Source organism: Microbacterium sp. ABRD28 (assembly GCF_003850245.1).
GTDB lineage: Bacteria > Actinomycetota > Actinomycetes > Actinomycetales > Microbacteriaceae > Microbacterium.
In genome coordinates this window covers 1,183,649-1,205,815 of the sequence record NZ_CP031015.1, presented here as the reverse complement: position 1 = coordinate 1,205,815, position 22,167 = coordinate 1,183,649, and the positions used below count along the sequence as shown (strand labels likewise).

At 68.7% G+C, this 22,167-nt stretch carries 22 protein-coding genes and 2 pseudogenes; 15 read left to right on the top strand and 9 right to left on the bottom strand.

Going from position 1 to position 22,167, the window contains the following annotated elements; all coding sequences use genetic code 11:
* Positions 1-113: 113 nt before the first annotated feature.
* A pseudogene (gene erm, locus DT073_RS05935) lies at positions 114-857 on the top strand (23S ribosomal RNA methyltransferase Erm); the annotation flags it as partial.
* A 198-nt stretch (positions 858-1,055) separates the two neighbouring features.
* Here erm and DT073_RS05930 read toward each other — a convergent pair.
* Positions 1,056-2,762 carry a long-chain-fatty-acid--CoA ligase gene (locus DT073_RS05930; RefSeq protein WP_124292554.1) on the bottom strand — a complete coding sequence of 569 codons (1,707 nt, stop codon included), beginning with the start codon at positions 2,760-2,762 and terminating at the stop codon, positions 1,056-1,058.
* A 164-nt stretch (positions 2,763-2,926) separates the two neighbouring features.
* Here DT073_RS05930 and DT073_RS05925 point away from each other — a divergent pair, with 164 nt between their 5' ends.
* The 9 genes and pseudogenes from DT073_RS05925 to DT073_RS05890 form a co-directional block, all read left to right on the top strand.
* Positions 2,927-3,658, top strand: a complete 732-nt coding sequence (locus tag DT073_RS05925) for a GAF and ANTAR domain-containing protein (RefSeq protein ID WP_124292553.1) — start codon at positions 2,927-2,929, stop codon at positions 3,656-3,658.
* Between the two features lies 1 nt (position 3,659).
* Positions 3,660-4,367 carry a GAF and ANTAR domain-containing protein gene (locus DT073_RS05920; RefSeq protein ID WP_124292552.1) on the top strand — a complete coding sequence of 236 codons (708 nt, stop codon included), beginning with the start codon at positions 3,660-3,662 and terminating at the stop codon, positions 4,365-4,367.
* Between the two features lie 137 nt (positions 4,368-4,504).
* A complete protein-coding gene (locus DT073_RS05915; protein ID WP_124292551.1) occupies positions 4,505-5,593 on the top strand; it encodes a fatty acid desaturase family protein in 1,089 nt (362 codons plus the stop codon).
* A 147-nt stretch (positions 5,594-5,740) separates the two neighbouring features.
* The gene (locus DT073_RS15820; RefSeq protein WP_164478151.1) at positions 5,741-5,911 is read left to right on the top strand and encodes a hypothetical protein; all 171 of its coding nucleotides are present in this window, start codon (positions 5,741-5,743) and stop codon (positions 5,909-5,911) included.
* Between the two features lie 84 nt (positions 5,912-5,995).
* Positions 5,996-6,379: a helix-turn-helix transcriptional regulator gene (locus tag DT073_RS05910; protein ID WP_124294374.1), complete on the top strand. Its 384-nt coding sequence runs from the start codon at positions 5,996-5,998 to the stop codon at positions 6,377-6,379.
* A gap of 21 nt (positions 6,380-6,400) precedes the next feature.
* A complete protein-coding gene (locus DT073_RS05905) occupies positions 6,401-6,817 on the top strand; it encodes a VOC family protein (RefSeq protein ID WP_124292550.1) in 417 nt (138 codons plus the stop codon).
* Between the two features lies 1 nt (position 6,818).
* Entirely contained in the window at positions 6,819-7,277 is a 459-nt protein-coding gene (locus DT073_RS05900; protein WP_124292549.1) for an iron chaperone, read from the top strand.
* Between the two features lie 148 nt (positions 7,278-7,425).
* Positions 7,426-7,629 (top strand): hypothetical protein, encoded by a 204-nt coding sequence (locus DT073_RS15965; RefSeq protein ID WP_205783140.1) that lies wholly within the window; start codon positions 7,426-7,428, stop codon positions 7,627-7,629.
* Positions 7,605-7,898: pseudogene (locus tag DT073_RS05890) on the top strand (LysE family translocator); the annotation flags it as partial. The gene DT073_RS15965 and the pseudogene DT073_RS05890, both read left to right, overlap by 25 nt.
* Before the next feature lie 17 nt (positions 7,899-7,915).
* On the opposite strand, the gene DT073_RS05885 reads toward DT073_RS05890, so the two are convergent.
* Together DT073_RS05885 and DT073_RS05880 are read right to left on the bottom strand one after the other, a co-directional pair.
* Positions 7,916-8,899: a squalene cyclase gene (locus DT073_RS05885; protein WP_124292548.1), complete on the bottom strand. Its 984-nt coding sequence runs from the start codon at positions 8,897-8,899 to the stop codon at positions 7,916-7,918.
* A 44-nt stretch (positions 8,900-8,943) separates the two neighbouring features.
* A complete protein-coding gene (locus DT073_RS05880) occupies positions 8,944-9,228 on the bottom strand; it encodes a hypothetical protein (RefSeq protein ID WP_124292547.1) in 285 nt (94 codons plus the stop codon).
* Between the two features lie 81 nt (positions 9,229-9,309).
* On the opposite strand from DT073_RS05880, the gene DT073_RS05875 reads away from it, so the two are divergent.
* Genes DT073_RS05875 through DT073_RS05860 form a run of 4 tightly spaced genes read left to right on the top strand, consistent with a single transcriptional unit; the run spans position 9,310 to position 13,581 of the window.
* Complete coding sequence (locus tag DT073_RS05875; protein WP_124292546.1) at positions 9,310-10,578, top strand: MFS transporter; 1,269 nt, start codon at positions 9,310-9,312, stop codon at positions 10,576-10,578.
* A gap of 38 nt (positions 10,579-10,616) precedes the next feature.
* Positions 10,617-11,744 carry a LolA family protein gene (locus DT073_RS05870; protein ID WP_124292545.1) on the top strand — a complete coding sequence of 376 codons (1,128 nt, stop codon included), beginning with the start codon at positions 10,617-10,619 and terminating at the stop codon, positions 11,742-11,744.
* Positions 11,745-11,753: 9 nt separating this feature from the next.
* On the top strand, positions 11,754-12,731 hold the full coding sequence (locus DT073_RS05865) for an ABC transporter ATP-binding protein (protein ID WP_124292544.1): 978 nt from the start codon (positions 11,754-11,756) through the stop codon (positions 12,729-12,731).
* Positions 12,718-13,581 (top strand): ABC transporter permease, encoded by an 864-nt coding sequence (locus tag DT073_RS05860; protein ID WP_124292543.1) that lies wholly within the window; start codon positions 12,718-12,720, stop codon positions 13,579-13,581. The genes DT073_RS05865 and DT073_RS05860 overlap by 14 nt, the downstream gene beginning before the upstream one ends.
* A 388-nt stretch (positions 13,582-13,969) precedes the next feature.
* On the opposite strand, the gene DT073_RS05855 is transcribed toward DT073_RS05860, so the two are convergent.
* The 4 genes from DT073_RS05855 to DT073_RS05840 all read right to left on the bottom strand — a co-directional run bounded on the left by DT073_RS05855 (position 13,970) and on the right by DT073_RS05840 (position 19,483).
* Positions 13,970-14,929 carry an endonuclease/exonuclease/phosphatase family protein gene (locus DT073_RS05855; protein WP_124292542.1) on the bottom strand — a complete coding sequence of 320 codons (960 nt, stop codon included), beginning with the start codon at positions 14,927-14,929 and terminating at the stop codon, positions 13,970-13,972.
* A gap of 62 nt (positions 14,930-14,991) precedes the next feature.
* Entirely contained in the window at positions 14,992-16,647 is a 1,656-nt protein-coding gene (locus DT073_RS05850) for an alpha-amylase family protein (RefSeq protein ID WP_124292541.1), read from the bottom strand.
* Entirely contained in the window at positions 16,644-17,609 is a 966-nt protein-coding gene (locus DT073_RS05845) for a TIGR03885 family FMN-dependent LLM class oxidoreductase (RefSeq protein WP_124292540.1), read from the bottom strand. Before DT073_RS05845 ends, DT073_RS05850 begins: the two co-directional genes overlap by 4 nt.
* An 83-nt stretch (positions 17,610-17,692) precedes the next feature.
* Positions 17,693-19,483, bottom strand: a complete 1,791-nt coding sequence (locus tag DT073_RS05840; protein WP_124292539.1) for a DUF2207 domain-containing protein — start codon at positions 19,481-19,483, stop codon at positions 17,693-17,695.
* Between the two features lie 48 nt (positions 19,484-19,531).
* Between DT073_RS05840 and DT073_RS05835 the strand changes: the two genes are divergently transcribed.
* A complete protein-coding gene (locus tag DT073_RS05835; RefSeq protein ID WP_124292538.1) occupies positions 19,532-19,975 on the top strand; it encodes a MarR family winged helix-turn-helix transcriptional regulator in 444 nt (147 codons plus the stop codon).
* Between the two features lie 45 nt (positions 19,976-20,020).
* Here the strand turns inward: DT073_RS05835 and DT073_RS05830 are convergent, their stop codons facing one another.
* On the bottom strand, positions 20,021-20,494 hold the full coding sequence (locus DT073_RS05830; RefSeq protein WP_124292537.1) for an Hsp20/alpha crystallin family protein: 474 nt from the start codon (positions 20,492-20,494) through the stop codon (positions 20,021-20,023).
* 130 nt (positions 20,495-20,624) lie between these two features.
* Positions 20,625-22,139, bottom strand: coding sequence for an arabinosylfuranosidase ArfA (gene arfA / locus DT073_RS05825; RefSeq protein WP_124292536.1), 1,515 nt, complete (start codon positions 22,137-22,139; stop codon positions 20,625-20,627).
* Positions 22,140-22,167: the final 28 nt, after the last annotated feature.

Genomic DNA, 22,167 nt, shown 5'->3' with positions numbered 1-22,167 from the left:
TCGTCGCATCGCGCCGTCTCCTCCGAGTCCTTCTGCACTCGGACGGGCGCCTCGGCGTATCCCGCCTCTCCACGTCCCGCACCGGGTGCTCCCCTTTTCATCGGAGCACGCCCATGCCTCGTTCTCAGCACGGCGGCCGACACGAACTCGGCCAGAACTTCCTCATCCATACACCGTCGATCGACCGGATCGACAGTCTCGTCCGCGGCACGCGGGGTTCGATCCTCGAGATCGGTGCCGGTGACGGCGCCCTGACGCGGCGGCTCGCGGCGACGGGGCGTCGACTGACGGCCATCGACATCGACGAGCACCGGGCACACCGTCTGGCAGGGTCCCTGCCCGGTGTCACGGTTCGACAGGCCGACGCCCTGCGTCATCCGTTTCGGGAGCCGGTGATCGTCGGCAACATCCCGTTCCACCTCACCACCCCGATCCTTCGCCGCCTGCTCCGCGAAACGCGATGGACAGACGCGGTGCTCGTGACGCAGTGGGAGGTGGCACGAAAACGAGCGGGTGTCGGCGGCCAGACGATGATGACCGCGCAGAGCGGGCCGTGGTTCACGTTCGGCCTCCACGGCAGAATCCCGCGGTCGGGATTCACCCCCGCACCGACCGTCGACGGCGGCATCCTCACCATCACTCGTCGCGACGACCCCTTGCTCCCCGGCACGGCACGTCGAAGCTACGAGAGGTTCGTGGCGGCGGTGTTCTCCGGGAGAGGACGCGGTCTCGACCACATCGTCGCGGGCGCCGCGCGGATCGAGCGCAGAATCGCGCGGTGCGCGCTCGCGCGTGCGGACGTAGAGCGGGCGGCGCTCCCGAGAGATCTGACGGCGCGGCAGTGGGTCGCGCTGTGGACGGCGCTGGCGGGGAGCGAGAAAAGGGCGGACTGACAGGCCCTGGCTGCGACGCGCACTCTCGCGGAGAAAGGGTCGGTCGGAGGGGACTTCTGGGCGCCACTCCAGAGCCTCGACGACGCGCGACAGCTCTGGGACGTGTCGGAGCGCCTCGTCGGCATCCACGTCCCGCGCTGAGCCGCCGGCCGAGCGCAGGCGTCAGCGGGCGAGGAGCTCCTCACGCACGACGCGGCGCAGCACCTTGCCGATCTGCGAACGGGGCAGGTCGTCGACTTCGACGATGCGCTTGGGCACCTTGTACGCGGTGACGTGCGACCGGCAGAAGTCCCGGAGCGATCCGGCGTCGAAGACCGCGCCGTCTTTCAGCACGACCGCTGCGACGACGTCTTCGCCTCCGGAGGCGCGCGGCATGCCCACGACGGCCGCGCCGGCGACATCCGGATGCATCATCAGCACCCCCTCGATCTCGCTCGGGCTCACGTTGAATCCGCCCGTGATGATGAGTTCCTTGACCCGGTCGATGACGGTGACGAATCCGTCGGGCGAGACGGTGACGATGTCGCCGGTGCGCAGCCACCCATCCTCCAGCAGCACCGCCGCGGTCTCGTCGGGCCGGTGCCAGTACCCCTGGAAGACCTGCGGCCCGCGCACCAGCAGCTCGCCGGGTTCGCCGATCGGGCGGTCGACGGCGGGATCATCCGGGTCGACGACGCGGATCTCGGTACTGGGGAAGGGCACCCCGACCGTGCCGGGGCGACGCGAGGGGCCGATCGGGTTGCCGAGCGCGACAGGCGAGGTCTCGGTCATGCCGTAGCCCTCGACGAGAAGACCGCCCGTCGCCTCCTCCCACCGCGTCACGGTCGGCACCGGAAGGCTCATCGCCCCGGAGATGGCGAAGCGGATGCTGGTGAGATCGACGTTCTTGCGTTGGGTCGCCCGGGCGAGGGCGTCGTAGATCGGCGGAACTCCGGGAAGGAAGGTCGGCGGCGAGGTCTTGGCGGCGGCGACCACGAGGTCGACGTCGAACTTCGGGAACAGCACGATCCGCGCGCCGATCGAGATCGCGAAGGTGAGGCACAGGGTGAGGCCGTACGCATGGAACATGGGCAGCACGGCGTAGAAGGTCTCGGCTCCCTCGGCGAGTCCCGGCACCCACGCACGCCCCTGCGCGGCGTTGGACCGGAGGTTCCGGTGCGAGAGGATCGCCGCCTTCGGGGTGCCGGTCGTCCCGCTGGTCAGTTGCAGCAGTGCGACGTCGTCGAGGGCAGGACGCGGGTGCGACTTCGGCAGTCGACGGGCCTTCACCAGCTGCGACCACGACAGGATGCCCTTCGCCGTCGGCGTCGACGTCATCGCTTCCCGCGATGCACGCGCCGCCGGGACCGGCAGACGGAGCGCCACCCGCTTTCCGAACGGCAGGGCATCGGGCATGCGCACGGCGACGATCGCCGCGGGGGCGATGTCACGCGGGAAGTCGGCGACGACATCGGCGACCTTGTCCCACACGATCGCGACGACCGCCTCGTGCACCTCGAACTGATGGCGCAGCTCACGGGCGGTGTAGAGCGGATTGTGCTCGACCACGATCGCCCCCAGTCGCAGTGCGGCGTAGAACGCCACGACGTGCTGCGGACAGTTGGGAAGCACCAGGGCGACCCGATCGCCTGCCCGCACTCCGAGCTTCCGCAGGGCGTTCGCCGCCCGCGAGACCTGCTCGCCCAGCTCGTCGTACCGGGTTTCGGCGCCGAAGAACTCCAGTGCGACCTTTCTGCCGTACCGCGACACCGCGCCGTCGAGAAGGTCGACGAGTGTCTCGGTCACCGGATCGATCTCGTGAGGCACCCCCGGCGCGTAGGAGCTCAGCCAGGGTCGGTCGCGCAGGGGCGAAGACGGGGTCGCGCTCATTGCGCCTCCTTCGGATCTGTCGCCAGCGTAGGCGCTCGGCGTCGCGCGCGCTCCGCACCCCTGCCGGCACGTTCGAGAGTAGGCTCGACGTGCACCCGGCGGCTCCGTCGGGGCGCTCGCGGTCGCGTCGGTCGCCCTCATCTGCGATGTCCGGACGGGAAGCGATGGCCACCTCACCACGGCAGGGGCCGGAATCGGATACTTTCGATGCCGCCGTTGCGCGCCTGACCGCCGCCACGCATCCCGGCGACGACCTCTGCGCCCCCTTCGTCGGCGTCACCGGCGTCGCGGGGGCGGCGCTGTCGACGCTCGGTCGACCGCTCGGCAGCCAGACGGTGTGCGCGAGCAATGCCGTCGCGGCCCGGATCGATGAGATCCAGATCGACCTCGGCGAGGGCCCCTGCTGGGAAGCGCTGAGCACGCGGCATCCGGTACTCGAATCCGATATCCAGCGCGGCGGAGGATCGAACTGGCCCGCCGCCCGAGAGGCGTTCCGATCGCTGCGGATCGGCGCGCTCTTCGCATTTCCCATGCATGTGGGCGATCTCAGCGTCGGTTCGGTCGACCTCTTCTCGCATACGGCTCGGCCGCTGGCCCCCGCCCTGGTCGAAGACGTTTCGGTCTTGGCGTCCATCGCGGCCCATCAGGTCCTCCGACGCGTGCTGCAGGACCTGGACAGCGCTGACGAGGGGATGTCGGAGGGCCCTTACTCGCGTCGCGAGATGCATCAGGCGTCCGGCATGATCGCCGCGCAACTGCGGATCGGTGTCGACGACGCGCTGGTGGTGCTCCGCGCCCACGCGTTCTCCTCGGGGCGCACGGTCCGCGCCGTCGCCGTCGACGTGATCGCCCGCCGCATCACCTTCGACAACCCACCCCGAGACCTACAATCCTGATATGAGCACCCGGGAAGATCAGCTGCTGCACACCGTCGCGGCGCTGGCTGACTCGCTCGTGGACGACTTCGACGTCGTCGAGCTTCTGCAGGTGCTCATCGACGAGTGCACCATGATCTTCGACATCGTCGCCGCCGGCATCCTGCTCCGCGGGCCCGGGGGCGAGCTGGAGGTGATCGTCTCGACCAGTGAGCGCAGCGAGTTCGTGGGTCTGATGCAGCTTCGTATCGGAGAGGGACCGTGCGTCGAAGCGGTCACCACAGGTCAGGTCGTCTCGGTCCCGGATCTCTCGCACATCTCCGACCGATGGCCGGCCTTCGCCAGCGCGGCGACGGAGTCGGGGTTCGCCTCGATGCACGCCATCCCGATGCGGCTGCGAAGCATCACCATCGGATCGCTGAACCTGTTCGGCGAGCGGATCGGTGCCCTGAACGAGCCCGATGCCACGGCAGCGAAGACCCTCGCCGATATCGCGACGATCAGCATCCTCCAGCAGCGCACCGTCGAAGAATCCGTTCTCGCCCAGGCGCAGCTGCAGCGGGCTCTGGACAGCCGGGTGGTCATCGAACAGGCGAAGGGCTACGTCGCCCAGCTCGAAGGCATCGACATGGAAGCGGCGTTCCACCGGATCCGCGCCCACGCCCGCAGCACACAGACTCGTCTGAGCGACGTCGCCGACGCGATCATCACCGGCCGTCTCACCGTCTGAGTCCGGCGATCGCCACCTCCCTCGTACCCGGTTCCCTTGCCGTATCGGCAGCGTGGACGTAGCCTGAACACAAGTTGCCCCAGACCTCGGTCGCTTCTCCCCGATCGAGCACGTAGACGCGTGGACTGGAGCACCTCATGACTGAAGCCGACGTCATGTCGACGGGCTCGTCCGCCCGGGTGCGCGGCACCGGGATCAGCGACTTCACCGCACTTTCCGCGCGCATCCGCGGCGCCGGACTGCTGCGACGACGGTACGGCTACTACTGGTCAAAGCTCGTGCTCCTGCCGCTGACGTTGGCCGCCGCAGTGGCTGCGTTCATCGTCGTCGGCGACAGCTGGTGGCAACTGTTCACCGCCGTCGTGTTCGCTGTCATCTTCACCCAGATCGCCTTCCTCGGTCATGACGCCGCTCATCGACAGATCTTCGTCTCAGGCAGGTGGAACGACTGGACGAGCCTGGTGATCGGCGACCTGCTGGTGGGGATGAGCTACGGGTGGTGGCGACACAAACACACCCGACACCACGCCAACCCCAACAAGATCGGCTCGGATCCCGACATCGAACTGCCGGTGATCTCCTTCACGCCCGAACAGGTGCAACGGCGCCGCGGACCGGTTTCGAGATGGTTGGTGAGCCACCAGGGAGCATTCTTCTTCCCCGTGCTGCTGCTCGAGGGGATCTCTCTTCATGCGTCGGGGCTCGCGCGAGTGCTGAGGCGCGAGCCCGTCGAGCGCCGCTGGGTCGAGATCCTCTTCCTCGCGATCCGGATCGGTGGATTCCTCGCGCTGGTGTTCTTGGTCCTCTCACCCGGCATCGCCGTGGTGTTCCTGGTCGTGCAGCTCGGCGTGTTCGGGGTGTACATGGGCGCGTCGTTCGCGCCCAACCACAAAGGGATGCCGCTCGTGCCCGCCGGGCTCAAGCTCGACTTCCTCCATCGCCAGGTGCTCATGAGCCGCAACATCCGTGGCGGTCGCTTCGTCGACACGTTCATGGGGGGCCTGAACTATCAGATCGAGCATCATCTCTTCCCCTCGATGCCGCGCCCGCACCTTCGCCACGCGGCACCGATCGTCCGCGCTTACTGTCTCCGGCTCGGCATCCCCTACACCGAGACGGGTCTGCTCGCGTCGTACACGATCGTGGTGCGCTACATCAACCGCGTCGGCCTCGGCGAACGAGACCCCTTCGACTGCCCGCTCGTCGCTCAGCGCCGGAGCCTGTGACCTCGTACCCCGCAGGACCCCGCCGCACAACGCGGCGTATGAAACGACATCACAGGAGACATCCATGACAACACGCAGCCCGAGACCACCGATGAGGACGACCGCCCCGTGGACAACCCCTCGGGCTGACGACGATCAGGAGACAGCATGACCGACAAGAACGACACCGACGACCGATCGGGCGACGACCGGTCGGGCAGCTCCGAGCCCCTCGCGGACGGAGAGAAGAACTCCGCGGCCGACGCCGGCTCGGAATCCCCGGAGGAGGGCGCGGCGGCGATGGCCACGGCGGAAGACGCCATCATCGACAAGGAGTGACGAAGCGGCGGTCGACACGACCCGGTCGCCTCGTGCGATCATCGGGGCGTGGGCAAGCGACCCGACCTCGAGACACTCGTGCTGATGCGCCGGGTGAGAGACAGGATGGACCGCGAGTACGCCCAGCCCCTCGATATCAGCGCCCTCGCCCGCGGCGTGCACATGTCGGCAGGACACCTCAGCCGCCAGTTCCACCTCGCGTACGGCGAGTCGCCGTATGCGTATCTGATGACGCGTCGCATCGAACGGGCGATGGCCCTCCTGCGTCGCGGCGATCTCACAGTGACGGAGGTCTGCTTCGAGGTCGGATGCCAATCGCTCGGCACCTTCAGCACGCGCTTCACCGAGCTGGTCGGTGTGCCTCCCAGCGTCTATCGTGAGCGCGGCGCGCCGTTCCGGCCCGGGATGCTGCCCTGCATCGCCCGGCAGGTGACCAGACCGATCAGGAATCGAGAAGCGCCGCGATGACGCGGGCTCTAGCGTGAAGCCATGGACATCACGATTCACTCGAGTTTCCTGCCGCACACCGACCCCGAGGCATCCCTGATCTTCTATCGCGATGTGCTCGGCTTCGAGGTCAGGCTCGACGTCGGCTATGAGGACATGCGCTGGATCACCGTCGGCCCCGCAGGCCAGCCCGACACCGCGATCGTGCTCCACCCGCCGGCCGTCGGGAACGACATCTCCGACGACGAGCGCGACATGCTGCTCGGCGTCATCGCGAAGGGGAGCTACTTCGGGGTGAATCTCGCCACGGATGACCTCGACGCCGCCTTCGAGCGCGTCGAGGCGGCGGGCGCCGACATCGTCCAAGAGCCGATCGAGCAGGACTACGGCGTCCGCGACGCGGCGTTCCGAGACCCGGCGGGCAATCTGATCCGCCTCCAGCAGAGAGGGGATGCCTGAGATGGCACCGGAGAGCTCCACGACGAAGTCCGGGTTCAGCGACACCGAGCGCGCGGCGATGCAGCAGCGCGCCGAGGAGCTGCGGTCGATGAAGGGCGTGAAGGGCGCCGCGAAGAAGGCGAAGGAGCTCGAAGCGTGCCTCACCGCTATCGCCGAACTGCCCGAGACCGATCGGGTCATCGCCGAACGCCTGCACGTCATGGTCAGTGAAGAGGCACCCGGCCTCGACCCGAAGACCTGGTACGGGTTCCCCACCTATGCCCAGGACGGCAAGAACATCCTCTTCTACCAGCCGGCGTCGAAGTTCGACACCCGGTACGGCACGGTGAACTTCGCCGAGGACGCCGCGATCGACGACGGCGACATGTGGGCCGTCTCGTTCGCCCTGCTCGAGATGACCGAGGCTGCGGAGAAGAAGATCCGCGGGCTCATCCGCAAGGCGGTGGCGGCGGAGGGCTGAAGCCGGGCGCGTCGGCTGATCGAGCAGGCGCAGCTCTTCCGCTATCCGATGGTCTCGGAGGCGGTCAGCACCACGTGGCACGCCGACCCGTGAGCTCCGGACGCATCGCCCGACGCCAGTGGGGGTGGTCGCGGGTATCGTCCACGGCATGACCTTCGTGAACGTGGGAACGCTGGGCGCCGTGCCCGGAAAGCGCGACGAGCTGATCGCTCTTCTGACCCGGCCGGGTGCTCCGCTCGCCGACATCGGGTGCCTGAAGCAGTCGCCGCGTGCCGACGGCAGGCGTCGACGCGGCACCGACGCGCTCGTGGCGGTGTCGGATCGCCTCGCCAGGGGTTCATCGTGGGACTGACGAACCCGAAGACCATTGCCTTCTTCGTGGCGGTCCTGCCCCAGTTCGTCGAGCCCGCAGCGGGCGCCGTCTGGGCGCAGCTGCTGGTGCTCGGGCTGATCTTCCAAGCGCTGGCCCTGGTCTGTGACAGCGCCTGGGCGCTCGCCGCCGGAACCGCGCGAGCGTGTTTCGCGACCTCACCCCGCCGCATGGCGACGATGTCCGGTACGGGTGGCGTGATGATGATCGGCCTCGGCGGGACGCTCGCCCTCACCGGCGCGAAAAGCTGACGCCCCAGACGCTCGGCTCACGCGACAGCGACGTCGTGCGCCGCATCCCACCACGCCAGCACCCGGGTGCCGATCAGCGTCAGCCATGGGGACGGCTCACCCTCCGGAACATCCATGTGGAACCACACCCGTCCGGGCAGGCGACGTGACTGGATCCAGGTTCCGTCGGGCTGTCGCTGGTCGCGGACGACCTCGATGGCCTCGGCGAGTCGTTCGTCAGGTGGGAGGCCGTCGTACTCCGCGGCGTCGCGGAAGTAGTCGAGCGCCGCGAGCGCGCTGTAGACGTGGCGATTCGGGAAGAGGAAGTGGGTGGCGAAGGGCGCAACCGGCTCACCGGTCGACGCCCGGTACAGAAGCTTCCGAGACAGGAGGTACTCCTCTCCCGTGCGGCGCACCTCGGTGAGCGTGCCGTCGCCGGTCAGCCGTTGATAGGCGAGGAGGCCGCGCAGCGCATTCAACGTGGAGTGGAACGACGACCGTACCGAATCGCCCTCCTCGGCCTCGCAGTTCCATCCGCCGTCGGCCAGGCGGTGCTCGCGGAACCACTCCGCCAGTCCGGACATGTCGACGCCCAGCCAGGCCCCGTTGGCGAGGGTGAAGGAGTTGATGCAGACGTCCACTTCACCAGCCCAGTAGGGCAGGTCGTCGTACTCCCAGCGGCTGTTCTGCGCGAGCTTTTCGGCGGTGTCGCCGAGAGCATCGGCGGGCACGCCGAACTCGCGCAAGTCCTTCAGGGTCCACGTCGTGGCATTCCAGGGCTGACCCGGCTGCTGCGCCTCCTCGCTGTCGAAGTATCCCGCCGGGAAGTACGCACCCCCCGCCCACTGCCCGTCGGCGTCCTGCGTCGACAGCAGCAGCGCACCCCACCCCTCGCGAGGCACGCGCGCCCGGGTGGCCTGCCAGATCTCGGGCGGCGCGTGGGCGATATCTTTCTCCACCTGCCACCGCAGAGCGGGGTCGGTGTCGAGCATCCAGGCCAGCGTGCGCTCATCGATCGCCATGGGTGGGACGGTAGTCCCCGGATCTGACATCCGAAACCGGTCGTTCAGTCGCCGACGTCGATGACGATCGTCTTCCCGTCCGCGATGACACCGGGACCACGATCGGGCGTCGGGGCGGGAACGGGGATCTGCTGCTCGGACTCCCACGCCAGCCGTGCGTCGTGAGCAGCCGGGTGGAACAGTTCGTCGAAGCCGAGAAGACCCCCGGATGACGACGGCGAGCCGTCGGCGTCGGCGCGGTGCCGCAGCGAGGCGACGCCCACGGCGACGAAGACGACGGGGATGCAGAGCACGAGCAGGACGGTTCCCCAGCCCAGGACGTCAGTCATGCCGATCAGGCTAGAAGAGGGCGCAGACGCTTCGCGTCCCCCGAAAGGATGACATTCGGGGGCAACACCTAGTCTGTGGGGATGCGCGACGGAGCCGGTCGGGACGGCGAGATCCTGCGGTTGCGACCCTTCGCCTACTTCTGGGGCGCGTCCACTCTCCGAGCGGTCGGCGGCTCCATGGCGACCGTCGCCATCCAGGTCATCATCGTCACCGTTCTCGCCGCGACGCCCGCCCAGATCAGCATCCTGAGCGCCCTCAGCGTCGTGCCCTACCTGTTCCTCGGCCTCATCGTCGGCGCCCTCATGGATCGCTGGCGACGGCAGCGCACACTCGTCCTCACCAGCATCGGACGGGTTCTTGCTTTCGTCGTCCTCGCGATCCTCCTCGTCACGGGCATTCTCGACTTCTGGACTCTCGCGGTCGTGACCCTGGCCCTTGGCGTGCTCACCCTGTTCGCCGACTCCGCCGCGCAACCCCTCCTCCCCCGGATCGTGCCGCGACGCTCTCTCGTCCAGGCCAATGCGCGCCTCGGCCAGAGCGAAACCGTCGCGGGAACCGCAGGACCCGCCCTCGGCGGTCTCCTCCTCAACCTCGTCGGGCCCTCGATCCTGTTCGTGATCGAGGCGGTCATCAACGCGATCGCCGCGATCCTGCAATCCCGCATCGCGATCACCGAGCCACGAAGCGCCCCGCGCCCTCCGGGACGACACGTCGGCCACGACATCGTCGAGGGGATGCGCTACACCTACCGGCACCGCACGCTGCGCCCTCTCGCGATCTCGATTCACGTGTGGTTCCTGGCCAACAGCATCGTGACCACCGTGCTCGCGGTCTACGTCCTGCGTGAGCTCGGTCTGCCCTCGTGGGCGTTCGGCCTCGCCCTCGCCGCCGGGGGGATCGGCGGCTTCGCCGGCGCCCTGATCGCACCGCGCGTCGGTGCGCGCCTCGGCGCAGGACGCGCCATCTTCCTCGGACGCACTCTTGTGGCCATCCCCTGGCTCGTCCTCGCGCTGGCGCCGTTGACCGCCGCCAGCGGCACCGCACCGGTGCTCGTCGTGGTCGGTCTGGTCCAGCTTCTCTCCGGTCTGGGCATGGGACTCGAAGACGCGAACGACATCTCCTACCGCCAGGCCGTCGCCCCGGACAGCATTCAGGGACGGATGAACTCCACGATCCGCACGATGAACCGCGTCGTCTTCTTCTTCGGAGCGCTCTTCGCCGGCGTCCTCATGACCTGGCTGGGATTTCAGCCCACGATCGGCGTCGCCGCCGGCATCTTCGCCGTCGCCGCCCTCGTCGTCGTGATCTCGCCGCTGCGCGACGCGCGGCATCCTGAGGGTTCGCCGTGACCCGGGTCGGAATCCCCCGACCGGCGTAGCCTAGTCGCATGAGCCCCGGCCCTCGCGCACGCGTTCGTCGTCCAGTGATCTGGACCTCCGTCGTGGCCGTGCCCTTGCTCGCGGGTGCGGCGATCGCCGTGCCGATGGCCGCCAGCGGCGCCGTCGATCTTCCCGATAAGACCCCGCGAGAGCTCATCGCATTCGCGGGCGCGAGCGATGTCGAGGCGCTCAGCGGCACGATCGAGCAGAAGTCGGAGCTGGGCCTACCCGATATCGGTGCCCTCACCGGACCGATGGAAGGCGCCGGCGACGGCCCATCATCGGCGCAAATCGAGGATCTGGTCTCACTCGTCACCGGCTCGCACACCGCGAAGGTCTATCTCGACGGCGACAGCGCACGTCTCCAGGTGCTCGATCGACTCGGTGAGCGCAACGTCTACGTCGACGGCGCGGCCGGCGAGGTCTGGTACGTCGACAGCGAAAGCCAGTCGGCGACCAAGCTGGTGCTGCCGGACGAAGAAGAGCTGCGGGATACCTACGGAGAGGGCGCCGAGAAGCCCGAGGCCGGCGACGCGCTGCCGACCCCCGACGAGATGCTCGACGAGGCGCTCGCACGCCTGGACGAGAGCACCGAGGTGACCGTGGGCACCGACGCGCGGGTCGCCGGACGCGAGGTCTACGAGCTGGTCCTGACACCCCGCACCGACGACACCCTGGTCGGCGACGTGCGGTTCGCCATCGATGGCGAGACCGGTGTCGCCCTCTCGGCTTCCGTCACCGCTCGGGGTGCCACCGAGCCCGCCTTCCAGGTCGCGTTCACGCAGGTCGACTTCTCGGCCCCCGACGCGAGCGTCTTCGCGTTCGAACCCGCCGCCGGCCTCGAGGTGACCGAGAAGGACGTGCCCCTTCCGATCGACCGGGAACAGGGCGAGCTCTCGACGCCGCAGGAGGAGACGGCACCCCGCGTCGTCGGTGAGGGCTGGTCCGCCGTGGTCGAACTGGCGAACCCGGGGATGGACGCCGAACAGCAGGCGATGCTCGACAGCGTCACCACCGCCGTGGACGGCGGCCGGGTCGTCCAGACCTCTCTGGTGAGCGTGATGATCACCGACGACGGGCGGATCCTCGTCGGCGCCGTGCCCACTCAGCGCCTGGTCGACGTCGCGGGACGCTGACGCCCGCCGGTGACGACCCGTCCTGACGAGACCCGCTCCGGAGAGCTGGCCGTCCAGACGCGCGGCCTCACGAAGCGGTTCGGCAGCCAGACCGCGGTCGACGGCATCGACATCGCCGTTCCCCGCGGCTCGGTCTTCGGCTTCCTCGGGCCGAACGGGTCGGGGAAGACCACGACGATCCGGATGCTCCTGGGACTCATCCGCCCGAGCAGCGGCGACGCCGAGGTGCTCGGAGAGGCGATGCCGCGCTCGCTCGACACCGTCCTGCCGAGGGTGGGCGCCCTCGTCGAAGGTCCGGCCTTCTCGCCATTCCTCACCGGTGAGCAGAACCTCCGCCGCTTCGACGCCGCCGATCGGCACTCGTCCGGTCGTACGCGCCGACAGCGGGTCGCGACCGCGCTCGACCGCGTCGGCCTGTCCCACGCGGCGAAGAAAAAGGCTCACGCCTACTCGCTCGGCATGAAGCAGCGCCTCGGGCTCGCGAGCGCACTCCTCATGCCGCGCGACCTCCTCGTGCTGGACGAGCCGACCAACGGTCTCGACCCGCAGGGCACCCGCGAAGTGCGGGCGCTGATCCGCTCGTTCGCAGCGGACGGCACGACCGTCTTCGTCTCCAGCCACCTGCTCGCCGAGGTCGAGCAGCTGTGCACCCACGTCGGCGTGATGAGCGGCGGCCGCCTCGTCGCCCAGGGCACCCTCGACGACTTCCGTCGCTCGGGTGCGCGGGCGCGGGTGCGGGTACAGACCCCCGACCTCGCATCGGCGCGCGGGGTGCTCGCCGCGCTCGGTGTCGAGACGGATGCCTCGGATGCCTCGTCCGACCGCGAAACACTCACCGGATCCCTGCCGGAGACGGCCTCTCCCGAGGCGATCGTGGCGGCTCTCGTCGGGGCCGGTGTCCGCGTGCGGGGCTTCGCCGTCGTGACCGAGAGCCTCGAGCAGCGCTTCGTCGAGCTGACCGGGGAGGGTTTCGATGTCGTCGCCTGAGTCCACCGTGGCGCGGTCGTCGGCCCCTCGGGGATGGGGGACGCTGGCGCTGCTGGGCAGTGAGCTGTCGGTCCAGTTCCGACGGTGGCGCACGTGGGCGATGCTCGGCGCGCTGGCGCTCATCCCCCTCCTGCTGGGCGTGGCGATCCGATTCGTCGGCGGCTCGGACCCCGGCCGCGGCCCCGCGTTCCTGGATCAGATCACCGACAACGGGCTGTTCGTCGGGCTGGCCGCTCTCACGGTGGCGATCCCGCTCTTCCTCCCGCTGACCGTCAGCGTGACGGCCGGCGACGCCATCGCGGGCGAGGCGAGCCACGGGACGCTCCGCTATCTGCTGATCGCGCCCGCCGGTCGCATCCGTCTTCTCCTGGTCAAGTACCTCAGCGCCGTGGTGTTCTGCGTGGCCGCCACCCTCACCGTGGTGATCGTCGGATCGATCGTGGGCGCGATCCTGTTCCCGATCGGGCCGGTCACACTCGTGTCGGGCGCCCAGGTGTCGATGGGCGAAGGACTGCTGCGACTGCTCGCGGTCGGCGCCTACGCATCGATCTCGCTTGTCGGCCTCTCGGCGATCGGCCTCTTCCTCTCGACCCTGACCACGGTGCCGATCGGTGCGATGGCGGCGACGGCCATCCTCGCCGTCGCCGCGCAGATCGTCGGGGCGATCCCCCAGCTGGACGCCCTGCACCCGTGGCTCTTCACCGACCGGTGGCTCGACTTCGGCGACCTTCTGCGCTCTCCCGTCATCTGGGACTCGTTCGCGGCCAATGCCCTCCTGCAGGGCGGCTACATCGCCGTGTTCGGAGCGGCGGCGATGCTCCGATTCGCGACGAAGGACGTGCTCTCCTAGACCGGCGGAGATCGATCACGAAAAGGTAACGGCCAGCCCTTCCCTTTCGTTATCTCCCCGTTATAGAGTGCTCGCACGGTAGTTGTTTTGCTGTGGCAGCTACCGACATGTGATTGCAGGACACTCTTGGTGCAAGGGACAAGGGCCGGTCGGGAGCCTCACCGACCGGCCCTTACTCTTTCGCCGCGCGCCTGCATGTTATGCATCGCCTGAGAATCACGAAAAGGTAACGGCCAGCCCTTCCCTTTCGTTATCTCCCCGTTATAGAGTGCTCGCACGGTAGTTGTTTTGCTGTGGCAGCTACCGACATGTGATTGCAGGACACTCTTGGTGCAAGGGACAAGGGCCGGTCGGGAGCCTCCCCGACCGGCCCTTACTTGTGCGGCCTTCACCCCGAGCAGATCGCCCAGTCGCCGATCACCCCGCGGTGGTCGCTCCCCGGCACGGAGAAGCTGTCCCACCCTGTCGGCACCGCACCGCGCGCGAGGATGTGATCGATCGCCGTGAATGCCGGCACCGGCCTCTCCTGCGGCCACGTCGGCCACGGGATCGGTCCGGCCGCCTCGGCCGCGCTCCGCAGCGATGACGCGAGCTCACGGAACCCCGGATGCGCATACGACGCGTTCAGGTCACCCGCGACGATGAGGCGCTCATCCGGTGCTTCGCCGATCCAGCGATCGAGCGCGCCGATCGCCGTCCGCCAATCGACCGGCTGCCCCACCGGAGGCGGGGGGTGCACCGCAGCCACCCGAACCTCGTCACCCCCGGGCAACGTCGCGACCGCGGTGACCTGATCGAACACGCTCCCCGAGATGTCCTGTTCACCGCGGAGCGGGAACGCCGAAAGGATCACGCTGCCCCTCACCCCGCCCTCCGTCGTCTCCCGGGTGCGGTGCGGCAGCGCTGCAGCGAGCCCCCGTTCCCTCAGCACGGCCTCGATGTGCACCTCATCGGTCTCGACCAGGGCGACGATGTCGGCGTCGGCGTCGGCGATGCGCGCGGCCAGCAGGGCGGGGTCGGCTCCGGCGAACTTCGCGTTGAAGGCCACGACCGTGATCGACGCGTCCGCCGCGCACTCCGTCCCGGCGCGCAGCGGAGTGAGGGCGGGAAGCCCCGCCAGCACCGCCCCGACGACGAGGATGACGGCCGCCGCCCAGGCTCGGAAGAACAGCGGGACCACGGCGAGCACCAGCAACCCGATGGCGCCCACGGGAATCAGCGCCTGGGCGATGGGAACGAGTCCTCCGACGAGGACATCGAGGTGGGGCAGCACCGCCGCGAACGCGGCGACCAGGAGGGCGACGACCGTCCAGATCAGGCGCGCTCGGCTCCGGCGTGCGGTTCTCACCCGGCCACGCTAACCGCGCGTCGCGCCGATCTCGATCGCGCAGCCGCGTTCCCGGGATCTCCTCAGGAGACCCGTCCGTCCCCCGGGCGCGAGACGCGCAACCAGCGGAACCCGTACGGGGCGATCTCCATCTCGATGCGCCCCTTCCCGTCGAGTGGCATCCGGTCGGCTGCCAGCAGATCGACCAGCCGGGTCCCCTCCGGCTCATCCGGCAAGGCGAAGGAGATCGTGGCCGGCACGTCGGCGAAGTTGTGCACGGCGACCATCGCGCCGACGTCGGCCGCGAGCTTGTGCACCATCACCGCAGGCACATCGTGTTCGATCACCTCGAGCGAGCCCCAGCCGAGTTCCGGCGAGATGCGGTATCGCGCGATGAGACCGCGGACGAAGTGCAGCAGCGAGTCGCGGTCTTCGATCTGGTCGGCCACGTTGACGTGCTCCGGGGCGTACCCGTCACCCGGCACCGCCGCGGGAAGACGCGACGGCGCGGCATCCGAGAATCCCCCGTTCCGCTCCCCCGACCACTGCATGGGCGTCCGCACCGCCTCTCGGCTCTTGTCTTCGGGGTTCTCGCCCATGCCGATCTCCTCCCCGTAGAAGAGCACCGGGGTGCCCGGAAGGGTGAACAGCAGGCTGTAGGCCATGCGGATGCGGCGGGGATCACCACCGAGCATCGTCGGCAGCCGCCGCACGATGCCTCGCCCGTAGATCCGCTGGCTCTCGTCGGGCGCGAGCGCCTCGAAGACCTCCTGGCGCTCGTCCTCGCTCAGCTGATCGAGGGTCAGCTCGTCGTGGTTGCGCACGAAGTTGGCGAACTGCGCCTCGACCGGCAGGTCGGGCCGTGACGAGAGAGCCTCGATGAGGGACGCAGGATCGTGTCGCACCAGCGACAGATAGAGCCGCTGCATGGCGACGAAGTCGAACTGCATGGTCAGCTCGTCGCCGTCCTCACCGCCGAAGTACGCGACCTGCTCGTCATACGGCAGGTTGACCTCGCCGAGGAGCACCGCCTCACTCGACCGCCGCTGCAGGAACTGTCGCACGTTCCGGAGGTACTGATGAGGATCGGCCATCTCGGGGATCTCGAGCAGCGACGGCACGGCATCGACCCGGAACCCCGACACCCCCAGCTGCAGCCAGAACCCGACGGTCTTCGCGATCTCGTCGCGCACCTTCGGGTTGGCGATGTTCAGGTCAGGCTGGTGCGGGTAGAAGCTGTGGAGGTACCACTCCTCGGTCTTCTCCTCGTAGTTCCAGATGCCGTCGGCCTCGCCCGGGAAGACGGGGTTCTTCTGACCCTTCGGCGGCGGGTCGCTGCGCCAGATGTAGAAATCGCGGAACGGCGAGTTCTTGCTCCGCTTGGCCGCGAGGAACCAGGGATGGCGATCGGAGGTGTGGTTGACGACCAGATCGACGATGACCCGCATGCCCCGGTCGCGAGCGGTGCGGATGACCTCGACGAAGTCTCCGAAAGACCCCAGCCGCGGATCGATCCCGTAGAAGTCGGCGACGTCGTAGCCGTCATCCAGATCGGGAGTCGGATAGATGGGCATCAGCCACAGACAGGTCACGCCGAGCTGAGCGAGGTAGTCGATCCGCGCCGCGAGCCCCTGCAGATCACCGATGCCGTCACCGTTCGAGTCGAAGTAGGTCTCCACGTCGAGGCAGTAGATGACCGCGCTCTTCCACCACAGGTCGCTGGTGTCGGTGATCCTCATACGAGCTCCCGGAGGCGGGGAAGGATGCTGCGCTCGGACGCCGCGAGGAAGTCGGCCTGATCGCGCCCGACGTGGTGGAGGTAGACCCGGTCGAACCCGATGTCGACGAGCTCGGCGATCCGCTCGGCGAGCGCGGTGGGGTCGTGATCGACCAGCACCGCCTTGCGGAGCTCGGCCTCATCGGGTTCGCCGACGGCCCGATCGAAGTCTTCGGGCTGCTCGAAGTCCCACGCCTCAGGCGGCGACACCAGCCCGTTCGGCCACTGGTCCTTCGCGAGCGCGATGGCCTCGGCGTCGGTCTCGGCGAAACTCACGTGCACCTGCAGCACGAGGGGGCCTGCTCCGCCGCCCTCGCGGTAGGCGTCGAGGACGTCGCGAAGCACCTCGGGGGCCTGGGCGACCGTCGCGAAGCCGTCGGCCCACGACCCCGCCCAGCGGGCGGTCTGTGTGCTCACCGCTGCGGCGAGGAAGGGGGGCGGCACCTCGGGCCTCGACCACACTCGCGCACGATCGACGAGGATGAGGCCGTCGTGGCTGACCTCCTCGCCTGCCAGAAGACGCCGCATCACGGTCGCGCTCTCGAGCAGACGGGCGTTGCGAACGTCCTTCTCGGGCCATTCGTCGCCGGTGACGTGCTCGTTCATCGCCTCACCGCTGCCGAGCGCCGCCCAGAATCGGCCCGGGAACATCTCTCCCAGCGTCGCGATCGCCTGCGCATGGACCACCGGGTGGTAACGCTGCCCGGGGGCGGTCACGACGCCGAACGACAGTCGCGTGGTCGCGAGGGCCGCAGCCAGCCACGACCACGCGTACCCCGACTCGCCCTGGCGGACACCCCACGGCGACAGGTGGTCGGAGCACATCGCGGCGTCGAAGCCGGCGGCTTCGGCTCCTTGGACATCGCGCAGGAGCGCGCTCGGCGGAATCTGTTCGTGCGAGGCGTGGAATCCGATGACGACCATGACTCCACCGTGCCCCCCTCAGATGAGAAGCGGGAGGGGTTCCGCTTTGCCGCGGGATCGGGTAGGCCCCGGGCTGCGATGCGTCAGACGCCCCCGCCCCCACCGCCGCCGCCCCCGCCGCCCGCGGAGCCTCCCCCGCTCGAGCCGCCTGAGCTCGACGACGCCGCCGCCGTGGCGGAGAGGCTGCTGATGCCCGCCGAGAAGGCCGCGGCGTTGAACCCCGCCGTACCGACGTACCAGCCGGGGGTGTCGTCGCCGTAGTAGATGGCGAGCTGCTTCGCCCACTCCTTCTCCTGGCCGAAGACCACCGCGTACGGGAGCAGCCGCTCGTAGAGGTGGAGCATCTCGCGAGGGTCGCCGGTGTCGACCGGGCGCCGTTCGGCACCGGTCGGAGTCTGCAACATCCGGATCCGATCGGCCTCCGCCCACTCGATGAAGATCTTCAGACCCTCCAGGTGGTCGCGCACCTCGGCGCCGGTCGCGCTCAACGGCCGCGTCGAGAGCACCGCGACCGTCACGATCGTGAGCCCCGACCCGAGCACGATGATGACGATCGGCAGCAGGGGGTCGACCGACCCTGCCAGAGCGAACACCCCGAAGAGCACGATGAGCACTCCGATCAGCAGTGCGCCGGCGATCGGCCATGCCCGCACCCGCGCCGGGATGGTGCGATAGAGCCCCCGGCTCTTCAGCTCCTTGCGCCCCGCCGCGAGGATCTTCTGGGCCGTGCGGGAGAAATGGGTGTCGTTGCCGCCGAACTCGTAGATCTCGCCGGGTCGGAGCTCCTCGTCGAAGAGGCCTTCCAGCAGCATCCGTCCATCGCGGTCGGCGCGGCCGGCGTCGATCAGCTCCGCCTGCAGCTTGGCGCTCCCGAACCACCGCTTCTCCCCTTCGAGGATCCGGATGCTTCCGACCACCGCCTGCTCGAGCACCTCGGCCGGGATCGCCTTCGCCGTCTTGCCCAGCAGCAGCGCGCTCTCCAGGGCGTCGATGCCGGGGGGCGGGGTGAACTCCGCGATGATCGTCGGTCGCCCGGGTTCGTTCCTCAGCGACCGGCGATTGACCACGATCGCCGCGCCGAGCATACCGAGGCCGGCGATGCCGGCCACCCCCTGGGCCCACCCCCAGCCCGACGCGAGGTAGGAGTCATCGAATCGGGCGAAGGTGCCCGACTCGAATCCCACCGCGATCGTGAGCGTCTCCGTCGGTGCGAGATCACGGGCGCCGGCGGTGACGACGGCGCCCTCCCCGCTGTCGGAGACCTCGATCGGACACGTGGTTTCCGCGCCGAACCTCCCGACGTAGCACGCGTGCGCTCCGGTGAGCGCGCCGGCCAGGTCGGCAGGCACCACGAGTGTGGCCGTGACCTCACCGAAGGGTTGGCGCCACCCGTTGCCATTGACGTCCCAGTAGAACTCGTCGCTGGTGTCGGCGAAGAAGTCGGTGACATTGCGCAGGGTGTAGGTGAACACGAATGTCTGCCGGCCGGAGAGGAAGTCGTCGGCGCGGGATGTGACGATCATCCAGTCCCCGTCGGTCTCGACCTCGCTCGGCCTCGGGTTGCCCTCTTCGTCGGTGACCGAGACCAGGTCGGGAAAGGTGGGCTGACCGTTGTAATCGGCGGGGATCTCCCGGCGCAGGCCGCGATTCTGATCCTCGGGGAAGACCGCGACGAACGTCTCGACGACGCGAAGGGTGCTGGTGTCGCCATCCTCACGGCCGAGGGTGTATTCGGCGTGCATGCTCTCGAACACGAAGTCGTCGAGGTCGCCGGAGGCGGAGGCGGGCTGTGCGGAGACCGCCAAGCCGACGAGGCCGACGACCCCCAGGAGGACCGTCAACACCGTGGCGGTGATCCGACGCGTTCGCGGCATGCGCTCAGCCTAGATGGCGGCGTCGCCGCCACCGGATACCCTGGGGCCGTGAACGATCGTCGCCTCGCCGTCGAGGCATGGGAAAGCCTCTTTCGTGCGCAGCACGAGCTGTTCGCCGATCTGGGCCGCGACTTCAGCGATGCGCCGCTGCAGCAGGGCGAGTATGACGTGCTCCTGACGGTGACCCGGGCGCCCGACATGACCGCGCGACTGCGTGACATCACGCGCCTGATGCTCGTCAGCCAGCCCTCGGTGTCGCGCCTCGTCGACCGGATGGTCGCCCGCGGATACGTCACGAAGCGCCCCGACCCCGATGATGGACGCGGGTCGCTCGTCCGGGCGACGGAGGCGGGCGCCCGCGCATTCCGCGACGTGGCACGGGTTCATGCCGCCCACATCGCGGAGCGGATGTCGGTGCTGAACGAGTCCGAGCTCGCCCAACTGCGCGAACTCACCACCAAGCTCCGGACGCGCGACGCCCCCGCCGAGTGAGGACCCGACGGGGGCGTCGCGAGGTGCGCCGTCGACGGACGCGGTTTACTGTTCGACCGGCTGCGGGTGATCTACCGCACTCGACGCCGAAGCGGTCTCGTGCGCCTGCAGCACCTGCGCACCGTTCTCGGTGGCGACCTCGATCTTGCGTGGCTTGGCCTTCTCGCTCACCGGGATGGTGACGCTGAGCACGCCGTTGCTGTAGCTGGCCGCGATGCGGTCGGTGTCGATGCCCTGGCCGAGGTTCAGCTGTCGCACGAAGCTCGCGGCCTCACGCTCGCGCGTGATCCACTTCACGCCGTCACCGGCACTGAGCGTGCGCTCGGCGCGGATGGTCAGCAGCTGGCCGTCCACGTCGATGTCGACCGAGCCGGGGTCGATGCCGGGCAGGTCGGCGGTGAGCACATAGTGGTCACCGTCGCGGTAGAGGTCCATCGGCATGCGGCGAGGACCGCGACGGGCATCGAAGAAGCTCGTCGCGAGACGGTCGAGGTCACGGAACGGGTCATACGTCGCCATGTTCGGTCTCCTTCACTGGACGAAATCTGGAACTTGAGTCAGCTTGACTCAAGTACGTCCAGGTTAGCACTCGAGGGTGGAGAGTGCTAAGTGCCGCGGCGTTCGCCGTGAGCGAACGGAGAGGCGGAGATCACTCGGCGGTCAGGACCGTCCACGAGCAGGGGGGCAGGGTGAGGGCGATGGCTCCGTCGGCGATCTCCACCGAGTCGTTGACCTTCGGCGTCACCCGGTCGGGCTGTTCGAGCGTGTTCGCGGCATGGATGTCGTCGTCGAAGATCGATGTCGCCGTCGCGGATGAGACGCCACCTGCGAGCGCCGTGGAGTCGATCTCGAGAGTGACCTCGTCCGTGAGGCTGCGGTTGACGGCGAAGACCGTGATGGCACCACTGTCAGGATCGATCGTCGCAACGGCGTCGACGATCGGCACCTCGCCGAACTTCGCCGTCTCGTAGGTCGGGCTGTCGAGCTTGAGCTCGAGGGCGACGCCGCGCGCGAGCTGCGAGGTCAGCGAGAACGGATAGAACGTCGTTTGCCGCCATGCCGGACCGCCGGGCTCGGTCATGATCGGTGCGATGACGTTCACCAGCTGCGCAAGGCTCGCCGACGTCACCCGGTCGGCGTGCCGGATGAGCGAGATCATGAGGCTTCCGAAGACGACGGCGTCGAGCACGGTGTACCGGTCTTCGAGCAGCCTGGGTGCGACCGGCCAGTCCGCGACATCCGTGATCTTGTCGACCTCGTTGTAGCGCGACTGGTACCAGACGTTCCACTCGTCGAAGGAGATGTTGATCGTCTTCTCGCTCCGCTTCATCGCCTTGACGTGGTCGGCGGTGGCCACGACCGCCTCGATGAAGCGATCCATATCGACGCCCGATGCCAGGAAGCTCGCCACGTCGTCGCTCGCGGGCTCGTAGTACGCGTGGCAGGAGATGTAGTCGACGTTGTCGTACGTGTGCTCCAGGACGACGCGCTCCCACTCGCCGAACGTCGGCATTCCCGCACCCGAGCTGCCGCAGACGACGAGCTCGAGATCGGGGTCGACCTGACGCATCGCTCGCGCGGTCGTGGCCGCGAGCTGCGCGTAGTTCTCCGCCGTGCTGTAGCCGAGCTGCCACGGCCCATCCATCTCGTTGCCGAGACACCACATGCGGATGTCGTGGGGTTCGGCGTGCCCGTTGGCGACGCGCTCGTCCGAGAGCCGTGTGCCGGAGCGGATGTTGGCGTACTCCAGCACGTCGAGGGCCTCGAGCACCCCGCGGGTGCCGAGGTTCACCGCGTACATCAGCTCGCCGTCGACCTTCTTCATCCACGAGGCGAACTCGTCGAGGCCGATCTCGTTCGTCTCGGTCGAGTGCCACGCCAGGTCGAGCCGGCGGGGCCGCTCCTCGCGGGGTCCGACACCGTCCTCCCACCGGTACCCCGAGACGAAGTTTCCGCCGGGGTAGCGGATCGTTGACACGCCGAGCTCGCGCACGAGATCGATGACGTCGGCGCGGAAGCCCTCCTCATCAGCCGAGGGGTGACCCGGCTCGTAGATGCCGTCGTAGACGCACCGCCCGAGATGCTCGACGAAGGAGCCGAACAGACGTCGGTTGATGGGGCCGACGGCGAAGTGCGGGTCGATGGTGAGATGTGCGCGGATCATGCTTCTCTTTCGGGAAGGGCGGGTTCAG